Below are 21,520 nucleotides of genomic sequence, written 5' to 3' on the forward strand. Positions count from 1 at the left end.
TCCTTACTCTTCATAGCTCTCCAAACGAGCATCGAATTCTTCTTCCGTCTCGTTGAAACGCATCACATGGATATCTTCTGGTTCAAAAGCTAAGCCAACTTGACTACCTTCTTTGGCTTTCTTTGTGGAGTGGACCATCCACTCATTTTGCTGTTCATCGTAACAAATGATCTCGTAATGGACGCCGCGGAAGAGTTGTGTATCAACAGTCACGCCTAGTTTCCCTTTACCTGGAGTTGTGATTGTCAGATCCTCTGGGCGCAATACCACTTCTACTGGTTCATTAGGGCGCATCCCACCATCCACACACTCAAATTGTTTACCAACAAACTCCACCAAATTGTCTGCGATCATCACCCCATTGACGATATTGCTTTCTCCAACAAAATCCGCAACAAAATGACTGATTGGTTCATCGTAGATATCGACTGGGGTTCCACTTTGCACGATTTTCCCTTTATTCATGACGAAGATCTCATCACTCATCGCTAGTGCTTCTTCTTGGTCGTGAGTCACAAAAATAAAGGTGATTCCTAATCGTTGTTGTAATTCTCTTAATTCATACTGCATCGCTGTACGCAACTTTAGATCCAATGCAGACAGTGGTTCATCTAATAATAAGACTTTAGGTTCGTTCACGATGGCTCTGGCGATTGCAACTCTTTGTCTTTGACCACCGGACATTTCACTGATTTCACGGGTTTCATATCCTGGTAGTTGGACCATCCGCAGCGCATCTTTTACTTTTTTTTCGATTTCGCCTTTATTCATTTTCTTGATTTTCAAACCAAAGGCAACGTTATCGAAGACATTCATATGTGGAAACAACGCATAATCTTGGAAAACCGTATTTACTTGGCGCTTGTTGGCTGGCAAGTCATTTAGTCTTTTTCCTTCAAAATAGATATCGCCTTCTGTCGCTTCCGTGAAGCCTGCAATGATTCTTAAAATCGTTGTTTTACCACAGCCAGAAGGACCAAGCAATGTGTAAAATTTTCCTTGTTCGATCTCGAAACTTACATTTTTTAAAATTGATTCATCGTCGTAGCGTTTCACTACTTGATCAAATGAAATAATTGGGTTTTCCACTATTTAACCTCCTAAATTACAAATACGATTGTGTAGCAACAATCAATGCTTTGGTCCGTTTCGTTTGATGATTCCTTAACTGATGGTGCTTTGTTGCCTGGTAATAGATTGATTGTCCTGCTTGCGCTACGTATTTTTTCTCTCCTAAGCTTAACTCTAATTCCCCTTCCAGCACAAAAATAAACGTTTCTGATCGTGAAGGTTCGAATGTTTTATATTCTCCTGCCTTTTCAAAAGTCAATAAGACAGGTTCCATTTCTTTTTCATTTGAATCTGATACAAGCCACTCTAATTCGTAGCCATTTTCCTCATCTTGATAAATCGTGTGGTCTTCTTTTGAATAAACCACTTGCTGATTCACAGTATCTTGATGGAAAAATTCTTCAGGTGTCACACCGAGTACTTCAAGAATAGAAAAAAAAGTTTCCATTGATGGGGAACTTAAATCTCGTTCCAGCTGAGAAATATAACCTTTGGACAAATCTGTCCGTTCGCCTAATTCTTCCTGAGTCAAATTTTTTTGGATCCGTAGATTCCTTAGCTTATCACCAATCTCCATCTCATTCCTCCTCATTGAAGTTTTCTAATAGTAAACACAGAGTTTACTATTACTCGTACTAGTATACAAATTTTAGTTAAAAAGACAACCCTTTTTACAAAAAAATTCTTCAAAAAAGTCTAGGATTTTCCCAATTACTAAATTTCTTTTTTTTTGGTAATAAAAGCACAGTGAATACCCATAAAAAGGAGAACTTTATGGTATGATAAAAGAAAATTTTGAAAGGAACAGTCGCATACATGGATAAATTTAAAACGCTTCAAATAGAGAATGTGCCTACCTTCCATTCCGCTATCGTTGAACAAGAAAAGCCGTTCCTAGAAGACGGTGAAGTCTTTATTAAAGTAGAATACTCAGATGTCAATTACAAAGACGCACTAGCAAGTAGTGAATCAGGTGGTGTGATCCGCTCTTACCCTATGACGCCAGGCATCGATTTGGCGGGCATCGTTGTAGAAAGTCAAGATGAACGCTATCAGTCAGGTGACCCTGTACTTGTCACAGGCTATGGACTTGGAGTTTCTCATCCAGGTGGGTACAGTCAATATCAGAAAGTGCCAGCAGACTGGATCGTTCCACTGCCAGCTAACTTGACTTCCCGCCAAGCAATGATCTTAGGCACAGCCGGTCTCACAGCTTCTTTATGTGTCAATGCACTAATCGAACAAGGGATGAATAAAACAGATAAAATCGTTGTTAGTGGTGCTACTGGTGGCGTTGGCAGTGTAGCTATTGCTCTATTACATCAACTTGGCTTTACTTCTGTTATTGCTTTGACACGGAAACAACAAACGACAGATTGGTTAACTGATCTAGGTGCAACAGAAGTTGTTTCCCCAGAAGAGTTCTTACCAGAAAAAACAAAACCTTTGGGTAAACAACAGATCGACTATCTGATCGATACAGTAGGCGGGGCTCAATTGGCGAAACTTCTTCCTCTGATTTCCTATAATGGGGCAGCCGCTTTATGTGGGAATGCCGGTGGTATAAAACTTGAAACAACTGTTTTACCGTTTATCTTACGTAATATCCAATTGATTGGGATCGATTCGGTAAATGTTCCCCACGCTGATCGTAACCGAGTTTGGCAACAATTAGCAAATTTGGCCATTACAGATGTCCTACGTGTCAAAGAGATTTCCCTTGAAGAGCTGCCAGAAATCACTCAACAGCTTTTGTCTGGCACACATCAAGGACGAACTTTAGTAAATGTAGGTGGGCAAAAATGAAGATATTGATCACTGCTGGTGGTACTAACGAAAAAATCGACCAAGTCCGATCGATCACGAATCATTCCACTGGTCGCCTTGGAAAAACGATTGCTGAAGCTTTTGTACAATCTTCTTCTGCGAGGATCGACTATGTTACAACCGCAAATGCTGTGAAACCAGAAACCCATGAAAAAATCAAGTTGCACTTGATTGAATCTACACTAGAACTCTTTACGGTTTTAAAGGAATTATTGAAAAATAATACCTATGATGCAATCATCCATAGCATGGCAGTTAGTGACTTCACTCCAGCTTTTAGCCTTTCAGAAGAACAATTGGCTACATCGATAACGAAAGAGCCACTATCACCTGATACTCTTCCTGAGTGGTTCATGACACAAGAAAATGTGCCTCAGCAAGATGAAAAGATTTCTTCTAATACAGAACATTTAGTGATCGTATTGAAAAAAACGCCAAAAATTATCAGTTATCTACGTGAGTGGCAGCCAACAGCTAAAATCATCGGCTTCAAGCTATTAGTTGATGTTTCAAAAGAACAATTGTTAGCAGTCGCTCAAGAAAGTATCCTAAAGAATCGCACAGACTATATATTGGCAAATGATCTCACAGAAATCACGGGGCAATCTCACCATGGTTATTTGCTTTCAGCAAATGGCGAAGTCAAAGAAGCTCAGACAAAACAAGAAATCGCTGAATTGATCGTACAGACGATCAGCCAAACGAATATTTCTGATGGATCAAGCTAGATATTTTCAGTAAAAAGGACCTGCATTCTTTTTATTTCATTAGTTTTCTAAAAAGATATGTTGGGTCCTCAGAAAAAATCAACTTGTTGACACCTTTTGCACGCTTGTTAAAATAGAAGACATCTTGATTCACAAAAAGGAGAATGAACCATGAAAAAAATACTTTTAGGCATTACTGGCAGTATCTCCGCATATAAAAGTGCAGATATTACGAACCAACTCGTGAAACTTGGCTATCAAGTTGATGTGATCATGACAAAAAGCAGTACGCACTTTATCACTCCGCTTACCTTACAATCCTTATCAAAACGTGCAGTACATACTGATGTTATGCAAGAAAAAGAACCGAGTGTCATCAATCATATCGAGTTAGCAAAACATGCAGATTTATTATTGATTGCTCCTGCAACTGCGAATATCCTAGGAAAACTAGCCAATGGAGTCGCAGATGACCTGCTCTCAACTGTCGCAATGGCACTACCTGTTAAAACACCAAAGTTGATTGCACCAGCTATGAATACCAATATGTATCAAAATCCGATCAATCAAAAGAATCTAGCTACTCTAAAATCGGTGGGCTATCAAGAAATCGAACCTAGAGAATCGTTATTGGCTTGTGGTGATTTTGGTAAAGGTGCACTTGCGGATATTCAAGTGATCATCGATCAAGTCGTTACGACAATCAACAACAGAACGATTTAAATCAAAAGGAGTAATCATGAAAAATACAAAGAACTTTACATTGACTGCTATGTTTCTAGCAATTTTGATTTTACTAGCTGTAACGCCACTTGGCTTTATTCCCATAGGACCCATCAATGCCACGACAATGCATATTCCTGTGATCATTGCTTCTATCGTTCTTGGACCTCGTTTAGGTGCTTTTTTAGGCGGGACTTTCGGCTTGATCAGTATGATTCGTAGCACGGTAGTACAAACACCTTTATCATTTGTTTTTTCGCCGTTCATTCCAGTGATTGGCACAGATCATGGCAGTTTAAAAGCATTGCTGATTGCTTTTATCCCACGGATCCTTATTGGGGTCGTTCCTTACTTCGTCTTTAAAGGAATGCAAAAACTGATCAAAAACAAAGTCAATACTGTTTCACTCTTTATTGCTGGTCTAGCAGGATCACTTGTGAATACGATTCTAGTGATGAACATGATTTATTTCTTATTCCAGCACGACTATGCTCAAGTGATCGGCAAAAATATCAACGCTGTTTATTCTGCTGTTCTAGCGGTTATTTTCACCAGTGGAGTCCCGGAAGCCATCGTTGCAGGACTCGCAACTGCAGGTGTTTGCAGCGTATTGCTTCGTTTGATCCGTATGAATCCACAACCAAAGATCTAGTCGCATACAAAAGCTTGTTTATCTTTATAAGAGACCCTTCTCTTTACGGATGAACAAGCTTTTTATTTTATAAGTAAAATCAGCTACCAAATCTACTAAAAAACCACCGATATTTTAAGAGTTCAAATCTAACAAAATTTCAAATTAGTGTTATCATTGTTTTGATTGCTACAAGAAAGGAAGATTAAAATGAAAATTTTTGTCGTAGGTGCCAATGGACAAATTGGCCGCCACTTAATAAAAGAACTTGCATCCTCTAAACATCAAGTCGTTGCTGGTGTCAGAGATGTCGCAACTCAATCTCTTGTAAAGGATTCGAATGTCAGCTATGTTTCTTTCGATTTAACATGGACTCCTGAAGAAATGGCACAGTCATTTAAAGGGAGTGATGTGTTGATTTTCACCGCTGGTTCTCAAGGGAAAAATCTTTTACAAGTTGATCTAGATGGCGCAATCAAAACAATGATCGGAGCAGAAATTACCAATGTATCCCGTTATTTGATGATCAGTGCTGTCTTTGCAGATGATCGAAACAAATGGCCAGAATCGATGATCGACTACTACATCACGAAACATTATGCAGACGAATGGCTCAAGAATCGTACTTCTTTGGATTATGTCATTATCCAGCCTGTTTCATTGACAAACGACGAGGAAGTGACACCCGTTCAACTAGCCAAACCAACGGAAGAAACTGCTGAAACAATCAGTCGCAAAACTGTTGCAGCCGTTTTGACTGCTTTGGTCGACCAACCAGAAATCAAAAAAACAACGATCGTAGTATCTGAAGGCAATGATGACCTTTCAAGTACTCTTAAAAACTGGCATCAGGGGGAATAATTTTATGCGGGCAATAACATTCAAACAACCAGGAGCAGTCGATGTCCTTCAAGAAATCGATGCACCCAAACCACGCCCTGAAAAAGGACAGCTTTTGCTCAAAGTCCACACTGCAGCAGTGAATCGGACCGATATCATGCGCCGGGAATCAGCAGATCAAGAACCGCCTTATCCCATTTTAGGCGTAGAAGTTGCAGGTGAGGTCATTGAGAACAAGAGTGCAGACAGCAAGTTCACACCTGGAACACGGGTTTGCGGCTTAGTTAATTTAGGAGGCTATGCCGAATATGCTGTCATGCCTGCTGATCGAGCAATTTTGCTTCCCGACTCTTTAGATTACGTGGCTGCCGCTGGAATCTCCGAAGTGTTTCTTACTGCTTACCAGACCCTTTATTGGTTGGGAAAACTGCAAGAACATGAAACCGTATTGATCCATGCAGGCGCTAGTGGTGTCGGTACAGCAGCCATTCAATTAGCTAAACGATTGTCGAAGGCAAAAGTGATCGTTACCGCTGGTTCAACCGAAAAGCTTGCTTTTTGTCAAGAACTGGGCGCAGATGAACTGATCAACTATAAAATTCAAGACTTTGAAAAAGAAGTTCAAAAAATAACGAACGGTCGAGGCGTGGATGTCATTTTAGATTTTATTGGTGCTTCTTATTGGCAAAAAAAATCTCGCTTCGATCGCCGTTGATGGCCGATGGGTCTTGATTGGCATGCTAGGCGGCACCATCGTTTCAGAAATAGATTTAGGCACATTGATCTCAAAACGGGTGCATCTGGTAGGCACTTTGTTAACTCCCCGTAGCGATTCCTATAAAGCACAATTGACTCAAGAATTCATGGACAATGTAGGCCCTTATCTTTCAGATGGTCAAGTAAAGCCGATCATAGATAGTACTTTTCCTCTTGATCAAGTGAAAGAAGCACATGAATATATGGAAGCCAATAAAAACATTGGAAAAATCATTTTAACGATTCAATCATAAAAAAACACAAAAACCAGCAAACAGTTACCTCTCAGGTCGCGACTTGCTGGTTTTGTTTTAGTTCCAATCGATCAATTCATCAATGACCATTCGTAAATTGGATCATACTCAGTACTCACCCCATCCGTTCCAAAGTGTTCACTTGATCCTAGTAATACTTTATTTACTTCACAGATTGATTTTGCTTGGTGGATTTTTTCTTCCACAACTGCTTGATTCAAAGCGTTGTTCCCTATACGCTTCCAGTGGTGGTTCGCTATCTTTTTCGCTTGCTCCAAGGTAAAGCCTTTCGCTTCTAGAATTGCTGTCTTCGTCCATAAAAAATTAGAAGGAATGACATGATTCAAGTCATACTCATTATACGTACGACCATCCCGATCCAATGCGTAAAGGAACATCCCGTACAGATGATTTTCTGCCGTATACTTCGCTACTTTGTACAAATTACTTTGTTCGTATGGTTCTCCTGTATCATACCAACGATTATGATCTTGTTCTTCAGGGAAAGTCAGTCCAGGCATGAATCGTTCTTTGGGAATCAATTTTGCATAGTCATTGATTGCCTTTGCTGTTCTACCTGCATCAGAGCCATATTGCTGATATCCTAAATAGGTAAAATGTTCGGCGACATTTTGTAATGGACCTGCATTTGAACCATTCGTGTCGTAAACAAAAACGGTATTATTATTTGCTGATGGTCCGATATAACGTGCTAATGCTCGAATCACTCCATCAGACAAAGCAATATCAGCTTGACTAGGGAATGTCTCCATATCAATATCTAAACCATCTATACCATAGGCACGGACATGTTCATCTAATAGTTGATTCGCATATGTGTCAAATTCTTGTTCCGTCGGAAAAGTACCACTATATGGTATTTTCAATAACACAGAATAATCGATTGCTTTCGTTAATTTCACACCACGGGCATGAAGAGTTGGTACGTAGCTTTCTTTTAATTTTTTGAAAAACGGTGCCGCAGCAGCTTCTTGTCCTTCAGGAACGTAACTGAAAATATTCACAATATCAATACCATAAGGAATATCTTCCATCGATAACCAATTTTCATCTGTCAAACTAGTATTAACACCTTTCATTTCTTTATCTCGCCAAGCACGATAATAGACCATCATCTTGGGAGAACCACTCTGGACTTGCGCTGATACTTTTGTAGAAAAAACTAATGTACCCATTACAGTCAGTAAAAGTAACATATAAAGCTGCATTTTATTCCTCCTATTTTATAAGTCCAACTACCTTGCAAAAAAACACCGGCAAAAAGAAAACGCTTTCTGAATTAATTATATAAAAATTTCTAGTAAACCGATAGGGAATTATTGAAAAAAAAGAAAAAATATTTTTGGAAAAAAAGAACATTCAGCAACAAATTTAGACTTTCATATTTTTCGAACCGAATGAAGCATAGCGACTTGTTTATTGCTAATTTGCTTTCTTCATATCCTGAATTAAGGTATTAAAATAAGCCGTAAATCACAAAAACGGCTAAAACCAGATTCGTGACTTACGGCTTGCTATCTTGCAATAATAAAGAAATTAATTAGCTCGTTCGTTTACAGTGGATTCTTATATAGGAACTTAAATTCCTTCTTCCTCAACGAGCGAGTTAAAACTTTTATCTCAATTTTCAGCTGCATATTTTGCTGCTTGTATCCCAGCTTGACGACCGAAGATAATGATCTCAGCGACTGAATTACCGCCAATACGGTTATTTCCATGTAGTCCGCCGGTTACTTCACCCGCAGCGTATAACCCTGTTATTGGTTGTTCTTCTTTATTCAATACTTCCGTATTCGTATTGATTTTTATTCCTCCCATTGTGTAATGGATTCCTGGAGCAATTTTGATTGCATAGTAGTTAGGTTGTGACAGATCATGATCCATCGCTGTTGTCCGATTAAATTGTTCATCTTTTTTCGCCACAACAGCTGTATTCCAAGTTTCTATCGTCTGAGACAAATCCTCTTTTGGAAGATTCATTTTTTCTGCTAATTCTTCGATACTTTCTCCAGAAATCACATAGCCTTTTTTCTCATAAAAATCAATTGCTTTCGCGCGGTCTCTCACACCTTGATCAAAAATCAGATATGCCGATTTTTCTGGTAAAACTGTGATAGCAGCAGATACTTTATCTCTTGTATCCAACTCATTGACAAACCGGTTTCCTGTTTGGTCGACTAAGATTGCCCCTTCGCCACGAACCGCTTCTCCGATCAAGACACCTTCATCTTGTTGAACCGTCGGATGGATCTGAATTTTATCCATATCAACAGTTTGTCCGCCTAATTTTTCGATCATTGTGATTCCGTCACCGGTTGAACCGGATTGGTTGGTGGTAACGTAGCCCTCTAGATCGGGACGATATTTTTTGATAAATTCTTCATTAGCACCGAATCCGCCAGTAGTTACGATAATTGCTTTACCAGTAATATCTTTAGGTTTTTCTCCTTGGACTTGGACAGTCACTTCATTGACTTTTCCATCGTTTTCTTTGATGTCAGTGACATCTGTATTTACAAAAATCGGAATATTTCTTTCATGGACATTTTTTAGTAATCCTTCGACAAGGTAGCCACCAATTGCTGAGCCATCAGATGGGCGATGCGTTCTTTTTTCACTCATTCCACCTGTGATCGTTAAATTATCTAACTTGATATCATTTTGATCTAACCAGTTGATTGCATCGGCTGAGTGATCAACAAAATAACGAAGAAGTTCTTTGTCATTTGTTCCTCCGCCTCCTTTTAATGTTTCTTCATAAAAAGCATCATTTGAATCATTGATTCCATTTTCTTTTTGGAATTTTGTTTCTGACGCATTCATACCACTTGATGATTTAGACGTATTTCCACCAGCAACTGGCATTTTTTCAAAAATAACAGGATTTAATCCAACATCTTTCGCTTCGATTGCTGCCGACATCCCCGCACCACCAGCACCAACGATAACGATATCGTACACTTTTTTCATTTCTGTTGGGTCTGTATAGGATTGTTCCGATGCCCCTGATGTAGCTTCTGTTTTCTCTGTTGCTTTCGTACTTGATGAAGTCGCGGCTTCCTTTTTATCAGGACTACAAGCTCCCATTGCCAACACGGATGTCAAAACCACTAAACTTTTTACTACTTTTTTCATTTTTCCCTCCTAAAGTAATTCTTCCCTCTTATGATAAGTGAATATTTTCACAATATCAACTATATTATTAATTTTTCTTGATAATCAGGCTAAAAAATAATTAATGTGAATAAAAAGCTTTCCTATCGACCATTTTTCGTTGGTTTTTCCTTTCGAACAAATTTGTCACTTGACTCTCTTTCAACTAATATTTGCTGTATCCAGTTCAAAAAGTTGTGGTTCGTTCTTGATAACTAGTATAATCTCTAGTATACGTGAAGGAGTTAAATGATGAATTATATTAAACGATTTTTTATGAATGGTACAAAAACTGCTGGCAGAGTCACCCACGGTATCTATATCCTCTTACGCGCCATCGTCACAATCATGTTAGTCGATCAATTGATCCAACAAAACATGGGTAATACATTTCTGTTATTACTCACTTTAGTTTTATTTGAAATACCTTATCTCTTAGAAAAAATACTTAAGATCCAGATTCCTAATATGTTAGAAATCATTTTAATTTCTTTTATTTTTAGTTCGACAGTTTTAGGTGAATTGAGCGATTTTTATGGGTATTTTTCTATGTGGGACACATTTCTTCATGCATTAAGCGGCTTTTTAGCTGGTGGAGTAGGTTTTTCATTGGTCTATTTACTCAACAAAAATACAAAAACAATGAATTTGACCCCTTTGCTTCTTGCTATTGTTTCTTTTTGTTTTTCAATGACCGTTGGTGTCGCTTGGGAATTTGTTGAATTCTCAGCCGATCATTTATTCCAATTAGATATGCAAAAGGACACACTTGTTCAACAAATAAATAGTGTAGAACTCAGTAAAGATGGAAATACTGTTCACACCATCCCTAATATTGAAAAAACCGAGATCGAATACAAAAATGATGCTGGAAAAACTGAAACAACTGTCATTTCCGGTGGCTATTTAGATATCGGTATCATGGATACGATGAAGGACCTATTTGTCAACTTTATTGGTGCTTTGACCTTTAGTATCTTTGGCTATCTTTATAGTCGCAATGACTATCGGAAATTCACCTTTATCAGGAACTTTATTCCTAGAAAAGCCAAGTGATACACTCGTAAAGTGCTTTGATACATCAGCGATTACACATATTTTTTGAATACTACACAAAGAGGTTAAGATAAAAATGAAATTGTCTTGCCCTCTTTGTTGAAGTAAATCACAGAAACGATCATAAACTATTCAAAAAAAAAAACAACCGATATTATGAGAAAAGTGGAAAAATAGTTTTCTTGCATCTTTTTCTCACTCCTTGAGATTACATTTTTCTTCCATCCTTTTTCCTTTTCTAGCCGTTTCAAAACTTCCATTGCTAATGGATAATCTGAATTCTCACTACCATCAAAATTTTCAGAAAGAAGTGAAAATCCTAATTTTTGATACAACTTGATCGCTGGATGACTCCAAGTTTGCGTGTGCAGGTAAATAGGCCGTTGTAGTTCTGCTTTTTGGAAAAGAGTAAGTATTTCTACTGTCAAAGCTTTTGCCAACCCTTTCCCCTGATGCTCAGGGACAACAGCCAACCAGTGGAAAAGTGGGTAAGTCCCGTCAAAACGCTCTTTGAACCATGCGGTACAAGTTCCAACTTTCTCTCCCAGATCATTCACAACGAACAGCATTCGCTTCTTAAGCTCTTCCGGATATGGCGCAAATGAACGTTGAAAATAAATATGACCCTCTTTTTCATTCTCAAACTCTCCGACTGCACATTCAATTCTTACCCAATCGCTTTCATCTCCTGGCTGATAATACTCAAAATGATATCCGTCTGCTAATAGAACAGAAGGTACTTCTGTATCGATAGAACGGACCATCCAAATTTCTGCGTAAGGTACTTGTTTGTCTAACATCCCTTCACTCCCTTTCATTCGTTTCTTCTTTTTTGTAATAAAAAAGAGCAACTTTGATTACTAGCTGCTCTTACTTATAATTACCCGCGTGTTGTTATACTCTTTTTTTCACCAATGATGCGTACTTCTGTTTCCAAAGTCACATCGAATTTTTCCTTGATCACTTCTTGGATATGCGCAATCAACTCGGTATAATCAGTAGCTGTGGCATGATCGATATTGACAATAAACCCTGCATGTTTCTCAGAAATTTGAGCGCCGCCCCATTTTAATCCTTGCAAACCAGCTTGTTGGATCAATTGTCCGGTATAATGCCCTACTGGACGCTTGAACACACTACCACAAGATGGATATTCTAACGGCTGTTTTGATTGACGCAATTCTGTCAACTCCACCATTCGGCCTTTGATCGTTTCAAAATCACCAGCTGTCAATTGAAATCTTGCTTCTAAGACGATCCCATTCAACTCTTGAATAGCGCTATGACGATAAGAAAAGGCCATCTCTTCATTCGACAATGTTTTCATGGACCCATCAGCCAACAAGACATCTACTTCTGCAAAGACATCTTTGATCTCGCCACCATAAGCACCTGCATTCATGTACACGGCTCCGCCAATGCTTCCTGGTATTCCACAAGCAAATTCAAACCCTGTTAAAGAAGCATCAAGCGCTGCATATGTCGTATCGATCAATTTGGCCCCTGCTTCTGCAACGACCATTGAGCCTTCCACTCGTATTGCCTTCATTTCCGTCAGCATCAAGACTACACCGCGAATTCCACCATCTTGAACGATCAAATTACTGGCATTACCTAGTACCAACCAAGGTAGATCATGGATTCTGCAATAATCAACAACTTCTTTTACTTCATTTTTTGTTTTCGGAAAAACAAGCACATCCGCTGGTCCACCTGTTTTTGTAAAGGTATAATTCATCAACGGTTCATCAAACAACAGATCAATCTCTGGTAAATTTTTAACTAAGTCTTCTTTATTCACTGAGGATTTTCCTTTCTTTTCAAACGTCCTCATCATTTTATCACGCTTAAAACAAACTTACCAGTCTACCTCACATCTGGTGTCTGATTTGTTTCCGTAACATTTCTTCACAAAGAGCGTGACTTTGGTAGATGTTTTCTTGCCGTAACCCTTCGCTTCTTATTGCGCCTGTTTTTATTTGTGCAAAAAATGACTGGACCATGGGCTCAAACCCGCGTTTGACCAACGTATTTTCCCAATCATCAAATTTTTCTAGTTCCACGCCATTCGCTGTCTGGATGACCATCTCTGTTAAATCATTGACTTCATACGTACCACTAGGACTAGTCACTTGGTAGCGTTCCGTATTGGCACCACTAACTAGATCCATGACCAAAATAGCTGTTTGGTTTGCTGTTTCTAACTGTAAAATCGCATGATCCAAAAATTCTTTTGTTTCTTTGATCTGGCACTTCATTTGCACGACTGGTTCATCCAACAAATAGACAGCAGTATCAACTAAGTGCAAAAATAAATCATAAATGACATATTCTGTTGTCTCTTGAGCGGCTACGCGATTTTTCTGTAATTGGATGATCCGTTTATCAGGGATTGCTTTAAGTTTTTCTACCATCGGCGCAAAACGGCGATTAAAGCCCACCATCAAAATCACTTTGTTTTTTTTTGCTAACTTTTGTAATTCCTGCACTTCTTTCAGATTGACACTCAAAGGTTTATCGATGTATACATGGATTTTGTTTTCAAGACATTTTTTTGCCAGTTCATAATGGACACTTGTCGCTGCATGAATCATGCAGGCTTCAATATTATGATTATGCTCGATCAATTCATCGATCGTGTCATAAAGATGTTCAAATCCATATTGATCATGGATTCTTTTTTTGGTTTCTTTATTTCTAGTAGCAAAATAAAAATCGATTTCACCCTGATTTTTTGCATAAATTGGTAGATATGCTTTCTCTGCGATATTTCCTACACCTACTACTCCAATATTCATTTTCTTTTTCCTCCAGCCAAAATTTAGCTACTCTTATCTTACACTATTTTTAAAGAAAATGAGGTACAATAGAGCCACAAGATAAAAGTAAAGGAGCGTATTGATTTGAAATTTATCTCTTGGAATGTTAATGGACTTCGAGCTATCGTCAATAAAAATTTTCTTGAAGTCTTTAATGAATTAGATGCAGATTTTTTCTGCTTGCAAGAAACAAAATTGCAAGCTGGACAAATTGAATTAGATCTACCAGGTTATCATCAATACTGGAACTATGCTGAAAAAAAGGGATACTCTGGTACTGCAATTTTTGCCAAAGAACCCTCTTTGAATGTTTCATATGGTATGGGTATCGATGTTCACGATCAAGAAGGCCGGTTGATCACTTTAGAATATCCTGAATTTTTCTTGGTTACTTGCTACACGCCTAATTCTCAAAGTGAGTTGAAGCGTTTAGACTATCGTCTAGAATGGGAAAAAGCATTTTATCTTTATTTAGAAGAATTGAAAAAGCAAAAACCTGTAATCATCTGTGGGGATCTGAATGTTGCCCACCAGAATATTGATTTGAAAAATTGGAAAACCAATCAAAAAAATGCTGGTTTCACGATGGAAGAACGTGAAGCATTCTCTCATCTATTAGCGAATGGATTCGTTGATACCTTCCGACACTTCTATCCTGATCAAGAAGGCGTTTATTCATGGTGGAGTTATCGTTTCAATGCTAGAAAAAATAATGCTGGATGGCGCATCGATTACTTTTTGACAAGTGATGATCTCACACCACGTTTAGCAGATGCAAAAATCCACACAACGATCATGGGGAGTGACCATTGCCCAGTTGAATTAGATTTAACTTGAATGACTTGTTAAAATAAATTCTCTCAAAAAACAGCAAAATGCTAGTCTCTCTAGCGAACTGTTTTCTGGGAGAATTTAGTCTACTGATATTTCGTCTTTACACTTAGGAAAAGACCGTTTTTTTATCTTATTTTCGATCATTCCTACATACTTTCAACTAACCATTTCATTTATTGATTATATATGTTAGTCTTGCTATTTTAAGGAGGTTTTATGAATATGAATTTTGTCGCAATGGACTTTGAAACAGCGAATCATCAAGCTCACAGTGCTTGTTCTTTAGCCTTAGTGATGGTTCAAAACAGTCAGATCGTCGATGAGTATTATACGTTAATCCAACCAGAAACACCATTCTTCTGGCGAAACGTCCAGATACATGGTATCCACCAGGAAGATGTCAGAAATGCGCCCAAGTTTCCTGATGTCTGGCAAGGAATCCAAAAGTATTTCCAACAGAACCGTTTAGTCGTGGCGCATAATGCCGCTTTTGATACAAAAATTTTAGCTGGTTGTTTAGATTACTATGGATTGGCACAACCTAATTATTTATCGTTATGTACAGTAAAAACCAGCCGTCGCTTATTCCCAGAAATGCCCAATCATCGATTGAATACAGTGTGTGAGAATTTAAACATTACTCTAAACAACCACCACGATGCGCTAGAAGACAGCCGTGCCTGTGCAGAAATCTTACTCTACCAAGAAAAACACTTTGGAACAGACCCATTGAAGAAGTTGGTTACTTTGAAATAAGGTTGTGAAAAGAGCGCTTTGACCTGAGCAATAAGAAGTAAAATCTCGAAACAGCTTTCCATGTTTTGAGATTTTTTGACTTATTGCCGAAGGTCAGCTCTTTGAACACTGAGAGTAAGGTTGTAAAAAGACCGTTCAGCTCCGCCGACAATAAGAATGGATTTTTCGAAACTGCTTCTCATGTTTTGAAAAATTCAGACTTATTTCAAGGAGTTGGTCTTTGAACACCGTGAATAAAGGTTGTGAAAAGGCTGGGCTGCATCAAGCCTAAAATTCGCTTGGCTTTTCAATACCCCTATCTATCCCACACTAAATCAGTAAGCTCATTCGATAGACATCGAGAAATTCTCCGTTATCTTTCCTTGCCCCTCTTTTCATTGTAGCTTCGATTTGGAAGCCTAATTTCTTATAAAGATGGACTGCCCGTTCATTTCGTGTCTGGACATCTAATTCTAGTCTGAAAAGGACACCATTTTCTTTCGCCCAAAACAAAACTTCCTCAAGCATCATCGTTCCTAGTCCCATTCCCCAATACTCCTTTAAAATACTGATTCCTATTTCACCGACATGGGAAATCCGATATTGTTCTGCTGCTCTAACAGAAATCATTCCAACGATTGTTTCATCTAGAATGGCTACAAGCAGTAGATTATTTATGCTGTCTCTGAGGTAGTCGATTTCAATAGCTAAGGCTGCTGGTGTTAGACTTGATCCTTTTTCATCCATGACTAGAAAATCTGTTTCTTGTCCCACCTTTTGCATCATTGCCAATACGTTTTGTGCATCTTCAGGAACTGCTTCTCGGATGATCAATGCGATTTCTTCAGTCATTCATTTTCCCCCACTGCTCCATGATCCGCTTTTTAAAATCTGATCCCTGCTCACCGTATGCATGCAATTTCACATAGCGTTTTTCTAAATCTGTATCACTTTTTTCTAAAACCAGTTCCAAGTAATCTTCAGGCAAAGCTTCCTCTAATAGATTACCCCACTCGACTACGGATAAACCTTCCCCTTCAAAATACTCATCTAAGCCAAGATCAGCTCCACTAGCTGCTACACGATAAATATCCATATGGTACAAAGGAAGTCTTCCCTGATTGTATTCACGAATGATCGTATACGTTGGACTTTTGATCATTTGGTCAATTCCTAGACCTTGCGCAATTCCTTTTGTCAAAGTCGTTTTACCTGCGCCTAAATCTCCAGTTAATACTAAATTATCCCCGGCCATCGCAACTTCCCCGATCACTCCAGCAAATGTTTCTGTCTGTTCTAATCCATTCAATTCAATCATTTCCTAAATTACTCCCTTAGTCTGCTTTTTTGTCAGTATATCGTGTACAGCAAAATTTTTAAAGTAAAAAAAGAGGTTGGAACATTCGTCCCAACTCTCTACTATCCAATAACCAATATCTTGACTAACAATAAACTTTTTTAACTAGCTATTCATCAATGATTCACTTAGCATCTTGCCTACTTTAATAGACGAATAAATGTGCTATCACTCTTAGTCAAGTAATGTTTGAGCTGCAGTGATGATTGCTAGTTTGTATACATCTTCTTCATTGGCTCCACGAGACAAATCAGAAACTGGTTTGTTCAATCCTTGTAAAATAGGTCCGATTGCTTCAAAGTTACCAAAACGTTGAGCAATTTTGTAGCCAATATTACCAGATTGCAACTCAGGGAATACAAAGACAGTAGCTTGTCCAGCCACTTCTGAATTAGGCGCTTTCAGTTGAGCTACACCAGGCACATAAGAAGCATCGAATTGAAGCTCACCATCAATCGTATATTGTGGTGCTAATTTTTTCGCAATTTTTGTTGCTTCCACTACTTTATCTACTTCTGGGGCTTTTGCAGAACCCTTCGTTGAAAAACTCATAAGCGCAACTTTTGGATCGATATCGAATAATTCTGCTGTTTTAGCAGATTCTACTGCGATTTCTGCTAATTCTTGCGCATTTGGGTTTACATTGATTGCACAATCAGAGAAAACATATTTCTCTTGGTCGCGTCCACGTACCATGATCATTGCGCCACTTGTACGGCTTACTCCAGGTTTTGTCTTGATGATCTGTAAAGCTGGGCGAACTGTATCACCCGTTGAATGGATCGCACCGGATACCATGCCATCAGCAACGCCCATATAAGTCAGCATCGTTCCAAAGTAGTTGACATCTTTCAAGATACTCTCTGCTTGTTCTTTGGATGCCTTTCCATTTCTACGTTCAACAAAAGCTGCAACCATTTCATCCCACTTTTCGTAATTATTCGGATCAATGATCGTAAAACTAGATGTCTTGATACCACGTGCATGGGCTGCATCTTTAATTTCTTCTTCACTACCAATCAAAATAGGTTCAACCAATTCTTCTGCTTTCAGACGAGCAGCTGCTCCTAAAATTCTTGCATCTGTTGCTTCAGGGAAAACGATTTTAATACTCCGACGTACGATTTTGAATCTCAAACTATCAAACAATTCCACAAGATGACCTCCAGATATTTTTTATGTCTTCATCATACACTATTCATAAAAAAAAGAACAGTTTATTTTATCTGTATTAGTCAAAAACACAATAAAAATGAAGAATTTCACATAACTTAAAAATTGGGCTATAACAGGAAAGCGCTGTTTTATTACACTGTTTCAGGTAGTTGCCAATCGATTGGTTGTTCCCCAAGTGCCAACAAAGCATCATTTGTTTTTGAGAAAGGTTTTGAACCTAAAAACCCACGATGTGCGGATAAAGGACTTGGATGTGAAGAAGTAAGGATGATATGTTTGCTTCTATCGATCATCTTCATTTTTTCCTGCGCAGGTTTACCCCATAAAATAAATACGACTGGTTGTTCTCGTTCATTTAACTTCTCAATGATCGTATCCGTTAGTCTCTCCCACCCTTGTCCTCGGTGAGAATAGGCTTGCCCTTCTCTAACGGTTAAAACTGTATTCAACAATAAGACACCTTGTTTGGCCCATGAAACTAAATTTCCATGATTTACAGGTTTGATACCTAGATCACTTTGTAGCTCTTTATAGATATTATTTAATGATGGTGGGATTTTCACACCTGGTTGTACTGAAAAAGATAATCCATGTGCTTGGTTGGCCCCATGATACGGATCTTGTCCTAAAATAACTACCTTTACCTTTTCATAAGGAGTCAATTCCAGTGCTTCAAAGATATGATACATGTCTGGATGGATTTTTTGTGTCTTATATTCTTTTTTTAAAAAATCTCTCAATGAGTGATAATAAGGCTTTTCAAATTCATCTGCCAGAACATCTTGCCAACTATTATGAATGATTTTTTTCAAAATACTTCACCTCCAACACTCAGGATAACCCACAAATTCTTTCTTAACAAGTGGTAATCTTCGCCCTCAGTTGCCCCCTAATATGGTAAACTAAGTACAAGAAGCAGAAAGGAAAGATTCGACTTATGATCAAATTAATTGCATCAGATATGGATGGTACATTATTAGACGCGCATATGAGTATTTCAGAGGAAAACGCTGAAGCAATTCGCTTTGCAAACGAAGCAGGCATCGAATTTATGGTTGCAACGGGTCGCAACTTCCAAGAAGCTCGCGCGGCCTTAGATGAAGCGGGTATTGATTGTGCCATGATCACACTGAATGGCGCACAAGTATTTGATAAGGACGGACACTCATTGTTTACTGTTCCGATACCAACCCTACAAGCAACTACTGTTTTGGACATTTTGGATGCAAACGGTATCTACTATGAAGTCTCGACCAACCAAGGACTTTATTCGGAAAACCAGGCAAAAAGAATTGAAAGCTTTGCTTCAATGGTGGCGTCTCATCTCCCCCATTTAACGTATAAAATGGCCATTGCGATGGCTTCGGCTAATCTTGAATTATTGCATATCAATTATGTAGACAGTATCCGCGACTTACTTGCAGATGAAAAATTAGAAGTATTGAAAATCATCTGTTTCCATACAGAAGGCCCACAAGTTTTAGGACCTGTTGGTAAAGAAATCAGCCAACTTGGTGATCTTGCGGTGACCTCATCTGGTCAAAACAATATTGAAGTCAACCATAAAAATGCCCAAAAAGGGATTGCGGTGGCACATGTCGCACATGAAAGAGGAATACCATTAGAAGATGTGATGACGATCGGCGATAATTTCAACGATGTCAGTATGCTGCAAACGGCTGGTGTTAGTTTTGCAATGGGAAATGCTGAGATCGAAGTGAAAGAATATGCCAAATATATCACAGACACGAACCTTGAAGCAGGAGTCGGCAAAGCGATTTTAAGAGCTATATCAGAAAACCTATAATTTCCGAGAAAAGAGGGATAAGGATGTCAGAATTTTTCATTCAAGAAAAACAGCTTAGCCGTGCCACGCGTACTGTAGTCAAAAATGAAGCAGGAAAATCGCTTTTTTTGATGGTCGGACGTTGGGGAACCAAAGGTGATGCTTTGTCTCTTTATGCAATGAACGGAAATCTTGTCGCTCATATCAAACAAATCAGTCTTACTTTTGGGAATCGGTTTGAAATCTATAAAGAGTTTGAAAAAGTTGGTACCATGCAAAAAATATTTAATTGGCCGGGTGATTTTTATTACATTCTCCGCTTGCATTGGACTGTACAAGGAGATATTTACAACCATCAGTATGAAATCCATCATTTTAATCAGCAAATCATGACAATGGATAAAGCAACACTTTTTACAGGCGATTATTATGTTCTTGATATTCCAGTCGAAGAAGATGCACCAATCTGTATCTGTATCGCTGCTGTATTAGATTACTGGCTCTATCGCAAGAATAATGGAAAAGATACGCCTCTTTCTTATCGTTTCGATTTTTGAACGAAACGATGTAAAAATCATTAGGCAACGATTAGTTAAAGGTCCTATCTTTTTTCTGATTTCTTCTCTATTTCACAGAAGACGATAGTTAATAATAGACCTAGTACCGAAATAACCCGCTACCTACCCTTATAGTTACACCAAAATTCTTGGTTAAACTGTCTATAACTATTTATTTCTGGAGGAACCTATGAAAGCAACGATAAAAGATGTCGCTACTTTGGCTGGAGTATCCAAAAGTACAGTTTCTCAATTTGTAAATGGTCGTTTTTCATATATGAGTGAAACGACTCGTAAAAAATCGAAGAATCTATTGCGGAACTCAATTACCGTCCAAATCCAATTGCCAAAAGTTTGAAACAAAAAAATACAAAGATCGTTAAATTGATTTGTGCAACTTTACATTCTCGTTTTTCTCTTAATTTGATTGGATCGAAGGTTCATTCAAATTTAGTATAAAATATCCTGATCGAATGGAAACAAAAGTCGTCCATGTCGGTGATGTAATCTATTTCCCAAGCAATTATGAGCACGGTTGCATTCCATTGGAAGATGATAGCCAGTTATTTGACTCCTTTACCCCTATTCGCGAAGATTTCCTTACTTTTCAAGAAAAGAAATAAGGATTAGCTAAAAAACGAGCCATATTCATTGAACTGAACAGTTCTTGAATCTGGCTCGTTTTGCATCTATTTTAAAACTTTTTTCTTCTATATATCAAGTATCCACTTACTGCAATAATCACTATGATACCTACTGCCGCTAACCAATGATTTGAGGTGCTGTTCGTTTTTGGTAATGTAGTTGAATCGTCGTTATTATTTTGTATTTGATCCATTGATCCCGTATTGTTAGAACCTGAATCAGCTAAGATTTCAGTAGCTGTATTGCTAGTTGAGGAATCTTGTCCTGCAATCATAGGAACTGATCCACCATTGCTGTGACGGTGCATGGTTGAATCTGAGGTTCCTGAGGTTCCCGTTGTACTTTCACTTGTTGGATCTGTCGTACTTGGTTCTGTTGTACTGCTTGTTGAATCTGATGTACTTGGTTCTGTCGTATTTTTGCTTGTCGAATCTGACGTACTTGGTTCCGTCGTATTTTTGCTTGTTGGATCTGTCGTACTTGGTTCCGTTGTACTACTTGTTGAATCTGACGTGCTTGGTTCTGTTGTACTGCTTGTTGAATCTGACGTGCTTGGTTCTGTTGTACTGCTT

Annotated in this window: 22 protein-coding genes and 2 pseudogenes; 12 read left to right on the forward strand and 12 right to left on the reverse strand. The window is 38.4% G+C overall.

Annotated elements, in window-relative coordinates:
- Window positions 1-3: 3 nt before the first annotated feature.
- Entirely contained in the window at window positions 4-1,089 is a 1,086-nt protein-coding gene (locus tag DVW83_RS06900) for an ABC transporter ATP-binding protein (protein WP_104661100.1), read from the reverse strand.
- Between the two features lie 16 nt (window positions 1,090-1,105).
- Window positions 1,106-1,648: a helix-turn-helix domain-containing protein gene (locus DVW83_RS06905; RefSeq protein ID WP_104661101.1), complete on the reverse strand. Its 543-nt coding sequence runs from the start codon at window positions 1,646-1,648 to the stop codon at window positions 1,106-1,108.
- A 239-nt stretch (window positions 1,649-1,887) separates the two neighbouring features.
- Between DVW83_RS06905 and DVW83_RS06910 the strand changes: the two genes are divergently transcribed.
- From DVW83_RS06910 to DVW83_RS06935, 6 genes and pseudogenes are all read left to right on the forward strand, one after another.
- Window positions 1,888-2,877 carry an acrylyl-CoA reductase family protein gene (locus tag DVW83_RS06910; protein ID WP_104661115.1) on the forward strand — a complete coding sequence of 330 codons (990 nt, stop codon included), beginning with the start codon at window positions 1,888-1,890 and terminating at the stop codon, window positions 2,875-2,877.
- On the forward strand, window positions 2,874-3,626 hold the full coding sequence (locus tag DVW83_RS06915; protein WP_104661102.1) for a phosphopantothenate--cysteine ligase: 753 nt from the start codon (window positions 2,874-2,876) through the stop codon (window positions 3,624-3,626). The genes DVW83_RS06910 and DVW83_RS06915 overlap by 4 nt, the downstream gene beginning before the upstream one ends.
- Window positions 3,627-3,776: 150 nt before the next feature.
- On the forward strand, window positions 3,777-4,328 hold the full coding sequence (gene coaC, locus DVW83_RS06920) for a phosphopantothenoylcysteine decarboxylase (RefSeq protein WP_104661103.1): 552 nt from the start codon (window positions 3,777-3,779) through the stop codon (window positions 4,326-4,328).
- A 16-nt stretch (window positions 4,329-4,344) separates the two neighbouring features.
- Window positions 4,345-4,980 (forward strand): ECF transporter S component, encoded by a 636-nt coding sequence (locus tag DVW83_RS06925; protein ID WP_104661104.1) that lies wholly within the window; start codon window positions 4,345-4,347, stop codon window positions 4,978-4,980.
- Between the two features lie 189 nt (window positions 4,981-5,169).
- Complete coding sequence (locus DVW83_RS06930) at window positions 5,170-5,820, forward strand: NAD(P)-binding oxidoreductase (protein WP_104661105.1); 651 nt, start codon at window positions 5,170-5,172, stop codon at window positions 5,818-5,820.
- Window positions 5,821-5,824: 4 nt separating this feature from the next.
- Window positions 5,825-6,809, forward strand: a pseudogene (locus DVW83_RS06935) (NAD(P)H-quinone oxidoreductase).
- A 71-nt stretch (window positions 6,810-6,880) separates the two neighbouring features.
- Here DVW83_RS06935 and DVW83_RS06940 read toward each other — a convergent pair.
- A complete protein-coding gene (locus DVW83_RS06940) occupies window positions 6,881-8,038 on the reverse strand; it encodes an EndoS/ChiA family endoglycosidase (RefSeq protein ID WP_104661106.1) in 1,158 nt (385 codons plus the stop codon).
- A gap of 412 nt (window positions 8,039-8,450) precedes the next feature.
- Window positions 8,451-9,965, reverse strand: a complete 1,515-nt coding sequence (locus DVW83_RS06945) for a flavocytochrome c (protein ID WP_137239171.1) — start codon at window positions 9,963-9,965, stop codon at window positions 8,451-8,453.
- Window positions 9,966-10,235: 270 nt separating this feature from the next.
- On the opposite strand from DVW83_RS06945, the gene DVW83_RS06950 reads away from it, so the two are divergent.
- Window positions 10,236-11,039: a hypothetical protein gene (locus DVW83_RS06950; RefSeq protein WP_104661108.1), complete on the forward strand. Its 804-nt coding sequence runs from the start codon at window positions 10,236-10,238 to the stop codon at window positions 11,037-11,039.
- A gap of 233 nt (window positions 11,040-11,272) precedes the next feature.
- On the opposite strand, the pseudogene DVW83_RS06955 reads toward DVW83_RS06950, so the two are convergent.
- From DVW83_RS06955 to DVW83_RS06965, 3 genes and pseudogenes are all read right to left on the reverse strand, one after another.
- Window positions 11,273-11,839, reverse strand: a pseudogene (locus DVW83_RS06955) (GNAT family N-acetyltransferase); the annotation flags it as partial.
- An 80-nt stretch (window positions 11,840-11,919) separates the two neighbouring features.
- Window positions 11,920-12,840: a UDP-N-acetylmuramate dehydrogenase gene (gene murB / locus DVW83_RS06960; RefSeq protein WP_005878049.1), complete on the reverse strand. Its 921-nt coding sequence runs from the start codon at window positions 12,838-12,840 to the stop codon at window positions 11,920-11,922.
- Between the two features lie 70 nt (window positions 12,841-12,910).
- Entirely contained in the window at window positions 12,911-13,837 is a 927-nt protein-coding gene (locus tag DVW83_RS06965; RefSeq protein WP_104661109.1) for a Gfo/Idh/MocA family protein, read from the reverse strand.
- A gap of 105 nt (window positions 13,838-13,942) precedes the next feature.
- On the opposite strand from DVW83_RS06965, the gene DVW83_RS06970 reads away from it, so the two are divergent.
- Both DVW83_RS06970 and DVW83_RS06975 read left to right on the forward strand, forming a co-directional pair.
- Entirely contained in the window at window positions 13,943-14,695 is a 753-nt protein-coding gene (locus DVW83_RS06970) for an exodeoxyribonuclease III (protein ID WP_104661110.1), read from the forward strand.
- A gap of 219 nt (window positions 14,696-14,914) precedes the next feature.
- Window positions 14,915-15,448, forward strand: coding sequence for a 3'-5' exonuclease (locus DVW83_RS06975; RefSeq protein ID WP_016177034.1), 534 nt, complete (start codon window positions 14,915-14,917; stop codon window positions 15,446-15,448).
- 309 nt (window positions 15,449-15,757) lie between these two features.
- On the opposite strand, the gene DVW83_RS06980 is transcribed toward DVW83_RS06975, so the two are convergent.
- The 4 genes from DVW83_RS06980 to DVW83_RS06995 all read right to left on the reverse strand — a co-directional run bounded on the left by DVW83_RS06980 (window position 15,758) and on the right by DVW83_RS06995 (window position 18,772).
- Window positions 15,758-16,279, reverse strand: a complete 522-nt coding sequence (locus DVW83_RS06980; protein ID WP_104661111.1) for a GNAT family N-acetyltransferase — start codon at window positions 16,277-16,279, stop codon at window positions 15,758-15,760.
- Window positions 16,272-16,745, reverse strand: a complete 474-nt coding sequence (tsaE, locus tag DVW83_RS06985; protein ID WP_104661112.1) for a tRNA (adenosine(37)-N6)-threonylcarbamoyltransferase complex ATPase subunit type 1 TsaE — start codon at window positions 16,743-16,745, stop codon at window positions 16,272-16,274. Before tsaE ends, DVW83_RS06980 begins: the two co-directional genes overlap by 8 nt.
- A 213-nt stretch (window positions 16,746-16,958) precedes the next feature.
- Complete coding sequence (gene pta, locus DVW83_RS06990) at window positions 16,959-17,939, reverse strand: phosphate acetyltransferase (protein WP_005878037.1); 981 nt, start codon at window positions 17,937-17,939, stop codon at window positions 16,959-16,961.
- Between the two features lie 152 nt (window positions 17,940-18,091).
- A complete protein-coding gene (locus DVW83_RS06995) occupies window positions 18,092-18,772 on the reverse strand; it encodes a uracil-DNA glycosylase (RefSeq protein ID WP_104661113.1) in 681 nt (226 codons plus the stop codon).
- Between the two features lie 125 nt (window positions 18,773-18,897).
- Here DVW83_RS06995 and DVW83_RS07000 point away from each other — a divergent pair, with 125 nt between their 5' ends.
- From DVW83_RS07000 to DVW83_RS15460, 3 genes are all read left to right on the forward strand, one after another.
- Window positions 18,898-19,767 (forward strand): Cof-type HAD-IIB family hydrolase, encoded by an 870-nt coding sequence (locus tag DVW83_RS07000; RefSeq protein ID WP_005878033.1) that lies wholly within the window; start codon window positions 18,898-18,900, stop codon window positions 19,765-19,767.
- Window positions 19,768-19,790: 23 nt separating this feature from the next.
- On the forward strand, window positions 19,791-20,303 hold the full coding sequence (locus DVW83_RS07005) for an LURP-one-related/scramblase family protein (protein ID WP_137239173.1): 513 nt from the start codon (window positions 19,791-19,793) through the stop codon (window positions 20,301-20,303).
- Between the two features lie 190 nt (window positions 20,304-20,493).
- On the forward strand, window positions 20,494-20,661 hold the full coding sequence (locus DVW83_RS15460; RefSeq protein ID WP_224784440.1) for a LacI family DNA-binding transcriptional regulator: 168 nt from the start codon (window positions 20,494-20,496) through the stop codon (window positions 20,659-20,661).
- 336 nt (window positions 20,662-20,997) lie between these two features.
- Here the strand turns inward: DVW83_RS15460 and DVW83_RS07015 are convergent.
- A partial coding sequence (locus DVW83_RS07015; RefSeq protein ID WP_137239175.1) for an LPXTG cell wall anchor domain-containing protein occupies window positions 20,998-21,520 on the reverse strand: 523 nt, incomplete at its 5' end.

Source organism: Enterococcus sp. VV15 (genome assembly GCF_005236045.1).
GTDB lineage: Bacteria > Bacillota > Bacilli > Lactobacillales > Enterococcaceae > Enterococcus_B > Enterococcus_B durans.